Annotated in this window: 7 protein-coding genes; 4 read left to right on the top strand and 3 right to left on the bottom strand. The window is 47.4% G+C overall.

What is annotated here, in order from left to right; all coding sequences use genetic code 11:
* Nucleotides 1-309 precede the first annotated feature (309 nt).
* Together NG795_RS19510 and ccmS are read left to right on the top strand one after the other, a co-directional pair.
* Nucleotides 310-2,085, top strand: a complete 1,776-nt coding sequence (locus NG795_RS19510) for an ABC transporter ATP-binding protein (RefSeq protein ID WP_367290315.1) — start codon at nt 310-312, stop codon at nt 2,083-2,085.
* Between the two features lie 35 nt (nt 2,086-2,120).
* Nucleotides 2,121-2,558 (top strand): beta-carboxysome assembly chaperone CcmS, encoded by a 438-nt coding sequence (ccmS, locus tag NG795_RS19505; RefSeq protein ID WP_367290314.1) that lies wholly within the window; start codon nt 2,121-2,123, stop codon nt 2,556-2,558.
* Nucleotides 2,559-2,561: 3 nt separating this feature from the next.
* Here ccmS and NG795_RS19500 read toward each other — a convergent pair whose 3' ends face one another.
* From NG795_RS19500 to NG795_RS19490, 3 genes are all read right to left on the bottom strand, one after another.
* Complete coding sequence (locus NG795_RS19500) at nt 2,562-3,683, bottom strand: hybrid sensor histidine kinase/response regulator (protein WP_367290313.1); 1,122 nt, start codon at nt 3,681-3,683, stop codon at nt 2,562-2,564.
* A gap of 144 nt (nt 3,684-3,827) precedes the next feature.
* Entirely contained in the window at nt 3,828-6,023 is a 2,196-nt protein-coding gene (locus tag NG795_RS19495) for a PAS domain-containing sensor histidine kinase (protein ID WP_367290312.1), read from the bottom strand.
* A 345-nt stretch (nt 6,024-6,368) separates the two neighbouring features.
* On the bottom strand, nt 6,369-7,256 hold the full coding sequence (locus NG795_RS19490) for an alpha/beta fold hydrolase (protein WP_367290311.1): 888 nt from the start codon (nt 7,254-7,256) through the stop codon (nt 6,369-6,371).
* An 88-nt stretch (nt 7,257-7,344) separates the two neighbouring features.
* Here NG795_RS19490 and NG795_RS19485 point away from each other — a divergent pair, with 88 nt between their 5' ends.
* Nucleotides 7,345-8,844 carry a polysaccharide deacetylase family protein gene (locus tag NG795_RS19485; RefSeq protein ID WP_367290310.1) on the top strand — a complete coding sequence of 500 codons (1,500 nt, stop codon included), beginning with the start codon at nt 7,345-7,347 and terminating at the stop codon, nt 8,842-8,844.
* A 39-nt stretch (nt 8,845-8,883) separates the two neighbouring features.
* Complete coding sequence (locus NG795_RS19480) at nt 8,884-9,039, top strand: hypothetical protein (RefSeq protein ID WP_367290309.1); 156 nt, start codon at nt 8,884-8,886, stop codon at nt 9,037-9,039.
* The last annotated feature ends 67 nt before the right edge of the window (nt 9,040-9,106 follow it).

Raw genomic sequence — 9,106 nt, 5'->3', positions numbered from 1 at the left:
ACAGCAAATTGGTCCGGGAGTTCGGCAACCGACGATTAATCCTGGAGTTCAGCAACAGCAAATTGGTCCGGGAGTTCCACAACCGACGATTAATCCTGGAGTTCAGCAACAGCAAATTGGTCCGGGAGTTCCACAACCGACGATTAATCCTGGAGTTCAGTAAGCCTAGCGATCGCACCGGGGGAAACCCTCCTATCATCCGGAATCCGGTTTTCATCGGTCTATAAAAACCGGATTCCGTATCAGGCGTATGATAGAAAGAGACCTTCAACCCCTATACTGATAAATTCCGTGTCAGTCAATCGCACTATGACCCGCAAGCATTCAGGGCATCCCTTGGGGCGTCTGCTGGAATATGGACATCAATATCGCGTTCAAATCTGGCAGGCGATCGCCTGTTCTATTCTCAATAAACTGTTTGACTTGGCACCTCCGGCCCTGATTGGGGCGGCAGTGGATGTGGTTGTCAATGAAGAAACCTCTTTCGTTGCCCGATTTGGGGTAAGCGATGTCTTCGGACAATTGCTGCTTCTCAGCGGGCTTACCTTTATTGTCTGGGTGTTGGAATCGGTCTTTCAGTATGCTTATGATCGCCTCTGGCGCAATCTGGCGCAAACCCTACAACATGATTTGCGCCTGGATGTTTATGGCCACTTACAAGACCTCGACCTAGCCTATTTTGAGGAGCGTTCTACCGGCGGGTTTATGTCTATCTTAAATGATGATATTAACCAATTAGAGCGCTTTTTGGATGTCGGGGCTAATGAAATTCTCCAAGTAATCACGACGGTGATTATCATTGGCACCGTCTTTTTTGTGTTAGCGCCGACGGTGGCATGGATGGCACTGTTGCCCATGCCTTTTATTATCTGGGGTTCGATCGCCTTTCAGAAATTGCTCACCCCTCGCTATGCCGAGGTTCGAGAACAAGTCAGTTTGCTCAATAGCCAACTCAGCAATAATTTAAGTGGGATTACCACGATTAAAAGCTATACCGCTGAGGTTTATGAAAGCAAACGCATCGGACGATTGAGTGAAAATTATCGCCAAAGCAATCGACGAGCAATCGCCTTATCTGCGGCGTTTATTCCCTTAATTAGAATTATTATTCTGGTGGCTTTTACCGCTACTTTATTATTTGGGGGTCTGGCTACGGTAGAAGGGAATCTAGCCGTGGGGACTTACAGTGTTTTAATCTTTTTAACCCAGCGGTTATTATGGCCGTTGACGCGATTGGGTCAGACGTTAGATTTATATCAACGGGCAACCGCTTCTGTCGCCCGCGTGATGAATTTATTAGATACACCGATCGCCACCCATCCAGGGAATAAACCGTTACCGATTCACACAGTACGGGGTGAAATTCAATGGCGGGATGTTAGCTTTGCTTATTTTGAGCGCAATCCGGTGATTAATCAGTTATCCCTAGAGATTCCTGCCGGAAAAACCATCGCCTTAGTTGGGGCGACAGGTTCGGGGAAAAGTACGGTGGTGAAGCTGTTGCTGCGACTGTATGAAATCCAGTCCGGAAGTATTACATTAGATGGGATAGAGTTGCGGGATATTCAGTTGCCGGATTTGCGACGGGCGATCGGGTTAGTCAGTCAGGATGTGTTTTTATTTCATGGGACTGTGGCTGAAAATATCATTTATGGCAGTTTTGATGCCAGCTATGACGATGCAATTGAGGCGGCAAAATTAGCAGAAGCCCATGATTTTATTATGGAACTGCCTCAAGGGTATGACACCATTGTGGGGGAGAGGGGGCAGAAGCTTTCTGGGGGACAGCGACAACGGTTGGCGATCGCCCGGGCCCTGTTGAAAAATCCGCCGATTTTGATTTTAGATGAAGCGACTTCAGCGGTGGATAATGAAACGGAAGCGGCGATCGGACGTTCTTTGGAACGGATTACTCAAAACCGGACGACGATTGCGATCGCCCATCGTCTCTCTACGATCCGAAATGCCGATTGCATTTATGTCATGGATCGGGGAGAATTGGTAGAACGCGGCACTCATGAGGAACTCCTGGAACGAGGAGGGATTTATGCAGGGTTATGGCGCGTACAAATGGGTTTAAAGTAATCCAATCATCTAATCGGAACGCAAGAGAAATAGAAATGACTGGTTTTTTACCGGGCAACCTTCAGCCAGAGAAAGAAGAGGACCGATGGCGTCATGAGTTAGCGGATTTTGCCAAAGCTCACCAACAAGAATTAGCCGCCCTTTCCTGGGGCCTATGGCTGGAAAATCAACATAATGGTAGTGTGATGGGAATCGACTTGAAACCCACCCCGCATTTTGTTTACTGCCCTAAAGAGGCGGTCCTTAAACTCAATGAAACCGTGGGGAGTTTCTTACAAGAAGTCGTGGGAATTGTCGAGGGGTTTAATCCTGAGACGGAGGTTCTCCTTGTGGGGATTAATCAAGGACAGTTGAAGGTGATAGAATTTGTCACTGAGCCACCCCCTCCCCAATGTTTTGAAATGATATCTGCGGATGTGGATACATTATTGGATCGATTAGAACAGGGTCTGCAAGAACGGGTCAAAGGGTAACAGTTAGAGGACTGGGTTGAGGGGAAGGGTAACGGTAAACGTCGTCCCCTGACCCAGTTGGCTTTCCACGGTAATTTGACCGTGATGTAAATCTACGGACCGTTTGGCGATCGCCAATCCCAACCCAGTTCCCGGGATAGTCCCCACATTAGAAGCGCGAGAAAATGGCACAAAGAGGGTATTGATTTCTTCGGGGTCAATGCCAATTCCGCGATCGGAGATTTGGAACACCACCTCATCGGGCTGAAAAGATAGGGTAATCAAAATTTCCCCTCCTGTGGGAGAATACTTAATCGCATTCGCAATCAAATTATTGAACAGATGCCACAGTAATTTTTGGTCCAGGTAGGCGGTCCGGGCTTCTCCTTGTTGCCTAAAAATTAGGCGATATTCCTGTCCGGCACTCAATTGAAAGGTTTCCACAATCCCCTCGCAAAATGACGCCACATTTAAAGGGGCCGGGTTTAAGCAGATTTTTTGAAAATCCGCCTTGCCAAATTTTAAAATATCTTCCAGTAACTGATTGAGGCTTTCCGTTGCCATCACAATTTGTTCAAGATGTTTTTGGGTTTTTTCCGGTGGCCAATTATCCACATACTCCTGAATCAATTCCGCTGAGGATTGAATCGTCGTCAAGGGATTGCGAAATTCATGGGCCGCCATTGATAAATACTGAGATTTGATTTGGCTCACTTCTTCGGCCTTATAACGCTTTGTTTCGGCAGTAGAAACGGCTTTTTTAATCTCCAATTCGGCCTGATGTCGGGATAGAGAAATTTCGATAGTCACCCAGAGTTCAGTTTCCCGAAAAGGTTTGAGAATGTAGCCCAAAGGCTGAGTCACCTTCGCCCGTTTTAAGGTATTTTCATCTGCATAAGCGGTCAAATAAACCACCGGAATTTCTAAGGTTTCCCGAATTTGATCCGCTGCCATAATCCCATCCATCATCCCTTGCAGCATGATATCCATCAACACCAAATCCGGCTGATGAATCCCAGCAGCGGCGATGGCTTCTTCTCCCGATGCGACGATATCCACCACCTCATATCCCATTTTTTCTAGGCGGAGGGCGATATCTTCGGCAATAATGGCTTCATCTTCTACAACCAGAATTTTAGGTGACATGACAGGTTTCCCCCAACTTTAATCGGTATGATGAGACAGAATTCCTGTCCCTCAAGTTTTGTGTCAATTATAAAACTGAAATCGTCTCGGGTAAAGCAAAAAGGGGTGAGATCTTGAACCCATTTGCCGGTCCCCAGAACCGGGTTAAAGACCTTGAGGAGAGGGAAAGGTAATTTGAAAGCAAGCTCCGTGACTATTTTTAATATCCAGGGTTCCCCGTAATTGTCGGGTCAAAGCACGGACTAAGCGCAGTCCTAAAGAATTTGTTTTTTTGAAGTCTAGTCCGTCGGGTAACCCTCCACCCGTATCCCGCACCATCAGATTTAATTGCTGATTAGCTATTTCTGTAAATTCAATAAAGATGGTTCCTGAGTCCTGCTCAGAAAAGGCGTGTTTGAGGGAGTTGGACACCAGTTCATTCAGTAACAATCCACAGGGGATTGCGGTGTCTAAGTTGAGGCAAACATTTTCAATCCGCAGTTTTAAGCGAACTTTTTGGGGGCTAATATTATAGCAAGAGAATAAGTTGCTCGTTAGACTTTCAATGTAATCATCAAAATCAATTTTGGCGAGGGTGTCCGAGTGGTAAAGTTTTTCATGAATTAAGGCCATTGAAGCAATCCGGTTTTGACTATCGCGTAAAATCGATAAAATTCGCGGTTCTTCAATATAAGAACTTTGCAGGGAGAAGATACTGGAAATCACCTGTAAATTATTTTTAACCCGATGATGCACTTCCTTGAGGAGGAGTTCTTTTTCTTCGAGGGAGGCTTTAATTTGGCATTGAGCTGTTTTGCGATCGCTCAGTTCAACTTGCAGACGTTCGTAGAGTTCCGACTGCTGAATGGCGATCGCCAGTTGCGTGGCTAAAGAGGCTAACAGGTCAATTTCCCCGGTTTGCCACTGCCTGGGTCCAGAACATTGATGGGCGATTAATAATCCCCACAGGGTGTCTTTTTCGACAATCGGAACGACCAGTTTGGCTCGGACTTCAATGCTTTTCATAAACTCCACCAAACAGGGTAAAGTCTGTCCGGAATCCCGGTCCCTTAAAGCACAAATTCGTCCTTCGATATACCGTTGATAATTCTCTGGGGGAAATACTTCTTCGGGGAAAACTCGATTTAATACTTTCAACCAACCGGGTTTGAGCGCTTCAGCGATCGCACTGCCGGTCCCATCCGCCCAAACGCGATACACGAGCACGCGATCGCACCCGAGCACTTGTTGGACTTCCTCAACGGTGGTACTCAAAATTGTGGTTAAATCCAAGGATTGGCGAATCCGTTGGGCGATCGCCCCGAGTAACCGTTCCCGTTCCACCTGTTGCCGCATCGCCTCTTCTGCCTGTTTGCGATCGCTGATATTCAACATCACCCCATCGGCAATCACATCCCCATTCTCCATCCAAGTATAATGAGTATTATCCTGCACCCACTTCAGTTTTCCCGAGGCACTAATGATCCGAAATTCCTGATGTTCCCGGGGTTTTTGCGTTTTGCCGAGGGAGGCGATCCGCTCACGAAACCCCTCGCGATCGTCCGGATGGACCCGGCCAAATAATCCCCACAAATCCGCCATCGCATCCATTGGGTCAATTCCTGTGAGTTCCTCAATACCATCGCTGATGAAAGGCACCGTAATTCGTCCATCGGTGCGAACAATCGCCCGATACATCACCCCGGGCAAATTGGCGGCGATCGCTGAAAATTGGCGATCGCGTTGTTCCCGTCGGGCAATTTCGATTTCCAACCGTTCCACCGTCCGGGCTAATTCCGCCGTGCGCTGTTGCACCAAGGCTTCTAGGGTTTGATTTTCGCGATCAATGTTGGAAATCAATTGATCCCGTTCCTGCTCCGCCTGTTTTTGCTCAGTTATATCTTGTATGAGAGATAAAATCGAAATCGGATGTCCCGCCTCATCTAACAGAGCCGAATTATGCCACTCACACCAAATAACTTTTCCAGTTTTTGTATAATTACGGTAACAAACAACATTGTGAGATTCTTTTCCTTCAATGAGGCGAGCGACGGCTTCGGCAACGAAGGGTTCGTCCTCGGGATAGTTACAAGGCCAATTTTGCCGAGGAATACCCATCACCTCTGCCGCCTTCCAACCCAGAATTTTTTCCGCTTGGGAAGACCATCGCTTCACCCCGAAGACACAATCCCACTCGATCGCCCCTAGGGGAAAGTTTTCCACATGAAAGGTTAATCTCTCGTAAGCCTGCCGCAGTTCTTCATCCTCAGATAGCAGACTCTCTGGGCCCTCCAAGGGGGGACGGGTGGGGGCGGCCCAGTTAGTCAAACGGTTCTCCGGCTGTTGGCTAAAATTTTGCATTCCTTCCTTCCAGAACTCAATCCCCTGAATGTTTTCACGACACCTATCCCGATGAGCAGTTGCTTTCCTCGGGACCTCCAACCCAGGACCCCCAAAATATCGGGGGTCGAGTTTTGGTCCCTGCCGGATACCGGATTGGGCCTTCACCATCCGGGTTTCTGGACTCCAGATCCAGGGGAGTCTGCTAATCCCTGGCTTTCAGGACAAAGGGCCAAGAGATTTGACGTCAGGGGTAGCACTGCCTGCATTCCCTAATTTTAGGGTTTGCTATCTCTTTACATTCTGTCTCGAAAAAGACTCAGTTGCCAAAAAAGTTTGGCAACTGGGGAACAGCAGGGGATGAGTTCAGAACTTGGACCATTCCAGAATGTGATCCGCACTCAACTGGGGTTGCTCTAAATGGGGAACGTGACCACAGTTGGGAATCCAGATTAGCTTACTTGAGGCGATCGCTTCGGCGAACTTGTCAGCATCCCCTGTTCCCAAAATTTGGTCATTTTCTCCCCATAAAATCAGCGTCGGTTTCTCTACCTGCTCAATTTTGTCCGCTAAAAAGTTGTAGCCCCCACTTTTGGTAAAGGCGATCGTGCCCCGATCCCACCCCGGCATCTGCAAATGGAGACTGGCACAAGCGGAGGCATCTGCCGAAGCTAACGCGCGATCGCAGTACGCTTTCAAACTGATTTGTTGGCGAATTCGCGGATTTCTTAAAAATTGGGTCGCCAAATACCCCAGGGGGGGAAACATCATCTTCCCCATTGCCGGACCCTTGGCAAAACCCGCACTATCAATTAACACTAATTTTTGCACCGCATTCGGGTAAGATAGGGTAAAATCAAGCGCCGCTGCACCCCCCATTGATACCCCAACTAAAATCATCGGCTGTTGAATTAACTGGGTCCAAAACTCATATAAATGGGTTTTAATCGCCGGGGGTGTAATTGGAATTTCCGGCAGGCGATGGGTAAATCCAAAACCTAATAAATCCATCGCCCAAGTTTCGTGATGCGCTGCCAGCAAAGGCAGCAACCGGCGAAACTCAAACACGGAACTATCAAAACCATGTAGCAACAAAATCGGCGGTCCCCCCCGACCTTCGCGAACAAAACTCGTGGTAATCGGGCGATCGCAAAGGGAAGTCAGGACATCCTGACATTCGATTCTCTGTGCCAGGGCGATCGAAGTGGATTCAGTCAAAAACTCAACATCAGACGGCAGAAAACTCGGAAACATAATTTTGATAGAATTCAAAAAGTGTCGGTTGAAAGACACTCAATCAACGGTAAACTAAAAATAGCACGTCAAAGCAGCAATTAAAATTATGGTTTCCATCGCTCCCACACTCACAGATCTTCCAAAATTAGAGGAATTTGCCCAAGGATTACCCAATATTTGCGGGTGGGAAAACGCAGTTCGTTCCGTGGTTCAACGCAACGAACCTGTATTCTTGCCTATTACAAACATCCGATTAGAAGATATTAGTGCTGCATTTGCGATCGCCTTGCATATGCACCAACCCACCATCCCCGCCGGACCCAATGGTGAATATATTGGCCATTTGCAATATATGTTTGAACATACCGGCGAAGGCGATAATCACAATGCCGGACCCTTCTCCTGGTGCTACAGTCGCATGGGGGAATTCATTCCCGAACTTATTGCCAACGGTTGTAATCCCCGAGTCATGTTAGATTACTCCGGCAATTTATTGTGGGGATTGCGACAAATGGGACGCCATGATGTCATCGATAGTCTCAAACGCATCACCTGCGACCCCCAATATTATCTCAATGTTGAATGGTTAGGAACCATGTGGAGTCATGCCGTAGTTCCCTCCACTCCCCTGCCGGATCTCAAACTCCATATTCAAGCATGGCAACATTATTTTGCCTCAATTTTTGGCTGGGAAGCCCTCGCCCGAGTCAAAGGATTTTCTCCCCCAGAAATGCACCTGCCAAACCATCCGGATACCCTTTTTGAGTTTATCAAAGCCCTCAAAGAAAGCGGTTATCGCTGGATTATGGTTCAGGAACATTCCGTGGAAACCTTAGAAGGTCATAGTCTGGGGTACAAACATCTTCCTCACCGCCTAACTGCCCGAAATTCCCACGGGGAAACCACCAGTATCACCGCCTTAATTAAAACCCAAGGGTCTGATACTAAATTAGTGGCTCAAATGCAGCCCTATTATGAAGCCAAAACCCTGTCTAAACAGCAAATTGGTTCTGTAACCGTTCCCCCCATCGTTACCCAAATTGGCGACGGGGAAAATGGTGGGGTGATGATGAATGAATTCCCCGATGGATTCAAACGCACCACCTATGAAATCGCTCAAAATAATGGCGGTAAATCGGGAACTGTTGCGCTTAATGGGACGGAATATTTAGAACTAATTGAAGCCGCTGGCTGTTCTCCGGAAGATTATTCCCCTTGTCAAGCGGTGCAACAACATAAAATCTGGGAACGGCTGGATCCGGAGAATGTCACTCCCGAAAAAATGGCTGAGGCGATCGCGCAGTTAAAGCAAGAAGACCATCAATTTCATGTGGATGGTTCTTCCTGGACAAATAACCTCAATTGGGTGCAAGGCTATGAAAATGTAGTCGGACCGATGAATTCCCTAAGCGCCTTATTTCATCAAAAAATTGACCCGCTCATGGGTGATGAAAATTTTACCCAAGAACCGCGCTATCGTCAAGCCTTACTCAACAATTTGTTAACCCAAACCAGTTGTTTCCGCTACTGGGGACAAGGAATGTGGACCGACTTTGCAAGGTCCATCTATGAACGGGCGATCGATCAGTTAAACAACGACTTTTAACCGTCCAAGTTCAACGTCCCGACTTCAGTCGTTCTTATCATGTTCGTAGTAACGACTTCAGTCGTTCTCCATGTTCAACGTCCCGACTTCAGTCGTTCTCCCTCCAGCAACAAACAACCCTGCCGGTTGTTGGTTGCTAATTTCTGTGGTTTAACGACGATGGTGAGTGGGTTTTATGGAGAAGATAACGACTGAAGTCGTTACTACGAACTAAGAAAGATAACGACTGAAGTCGTTACTACGAACTTAAGAAAAGAAACGA

Origin of the sequence: Laspinema palackyanum D2c (assembly GCF_025370875.1) — a bacterium.
In the GTDB taxonomy this organism is placed as follows: Bacteria; Cyanobacteriota; Cyanobacteriia; order Cyanobacteriales; family Laspinemataceae; genus Laspinema; species Laspinema palackyanum.
Note: the sequence above shows the minus strand (reverse complement) of the source record. Positions and strands in the feature narration are given on the sequence as shown.

What these genes read in the sequence shown, in the direction of transcription:
- NG795_RS19510 (WP_367290315.1), top strand. Translation starts at nt 310, where the DNA reads ATGACCCGCAAGCATTCAGGGCATCCCTTGGGGCGTCTGCTGGAATAT.
- ccmS (WP_367290314.1), top strand. Translation starts at nt 2,121, where the DNA reads ATGACTGGTTTTTTACCGGGCAACCTTCAGCCAGAGAAAGAAGAGGAC.
- NG795_RS19500 (WP_367290313.1), bottom strand. Translation starts at nt 3,683, where the DNA reads ATGTCACCTAAAATTCTGGTTGTAGAAGATGAAGCCATTATTGCCGAA.
- NG795_RS19495 (WP_367290312.1), bottom strand. Translation starts at nt 6,023, where the DNA reads ATGCAAAATTTTAGCCAACAGCCGGAGAACCGTTTGACTAACTGGGCC.
- NG795_RS19490 (WP_367290311.1), bottom strand. Translation starts at nt 7,256, where the DNA reads ATGTTTCCGAGTTTTCTGCCGTCTGATGTTGAGTTTTTGACTGAATCC.
- NG795_RS19485 (WP_367290310.1), top strand. Translation starts at nt 7,345, where the DNA reads ATGGTTTCCATCGCTCCCACACTCACAGATCTTCCAAAATTAGAGGAA.
- NG795_RS19480 (WP_367290309.1), top strand. Translation starts at nt 8,884, where the DNA reads ATGTTCGTAGTAACGACTTCAGTCGTTCTCCATGTTCAACGTCCCGAC.